Below are 970 nucleotides of genomic sequence, written 5' to 3'. Positions count from 1 at the left end.
CGCCCGCGCGCTCCTGGAGCTGAACGGCTCCCACCGACGCCCGTGAGTACTCGCGGACACGTTCCGGCGCAAGCCCGCCCTCGGGCACCGCTCGACCTCCTACCGTGCAGCCATGGTTGATCTCACCCGCCCGCAGACCCCCGATCCGTACCCGCTCCTCCCGGCGGTGGCCTCCTTCGACGTCGTCAGCGACGACGTCACCGACACCCAGCCCCTCAAGGACGCGCAGGTCGCCGCACGCGGCAACACCTCGCCGCACCTGCGCTGGTCGAACGTCCCCGAGGGCACCGAGTCCTTCACGATCACGTGCTTCGATCCGGACGCACCGACGCCGAGCGGCTTCTGGCACTGGGTTCTCGTCGATCTCCCGGGCGATCTGAGGGAGATCCCCGCGGACTTCGCGTCAGGACGACTGCCGGAAGGGGCGTTCCACGTCCGCAACGACGGCGGGGATGCCGGCTTCCTCGGCGCTGCACCCCCCGAAGGCGATCAGCCGCACCGGTACTTCTTCGTCGTGCACGCCGTGGGTGCGCAGAGCCTCGGCCTCGATGCCTCCGCGACCCCCGCGGTCGTGTCGTTCACGCTCGCCTTCCAGACCCTGGGCCGGGCGATCGTCCACGGCACGTTCCAGCACTGACGGGAAGCTCCCTTCCCGATCAGGAGAGGCGGAGGTCGGCCTCGGTCAACGGGTACGACCTCCGCAGCCACTCCCCGAACCTCCGGGTCTTGAGGCACGCGTCCCGGTCGGCGCAGCGGACCACGTCATCGTGCTGCGCATAGAGGCGATACGTCTCCACCTTGGCATCCAGGACCGCCCCGTCCAGCGTGCGAGGCAGGTCCTGCGACGGATAGCCGATGAAGTAGAGGATGCCGGGAGCCGCCGCCGCGTCGTGGCCGATGGAGTCCCGCACCAGCGTGCCGACCACAGAGTGGTCGGGATGATCGCCCGACGCGTNGCNTCNCCCGCGAA

Annotated in this window: 1 protein-coding gene; it reads left to right on the top strand. The window is 70.0% G+C overall.

Going from position 1 to position 970, the window contains the following annotated elements; translation table 11 throughout:
- Positions 1-112: 112 nt before the first annotated feature.
- Positions 113-637, top strand: a complete 525-nt coding sequence (locus tag I5G_RS00530; RefSeq protein ID WP_022877304.1) for a YbhB/YbcL family Raf kinase inhibitor-like protein — start codon at positions 113-115, stop codon at positions 635-637.
- Positions 638-970: the final 333 nt, after the last annotated feature.

The organism is Microbacterium sp. B19 (assembly GCF_000333395.1).
In the GTDB taxonomy this organism is placed as follows: Bacteria; Actinomycetota; Actinomycetes; order Actinomycetales; family Microbacteriaceae; genus Microbacterium.
Note: the sequence above shows the minus strand (reverse complement) of the source record. Positions and strands in the feature narration are given on the sequence as shown.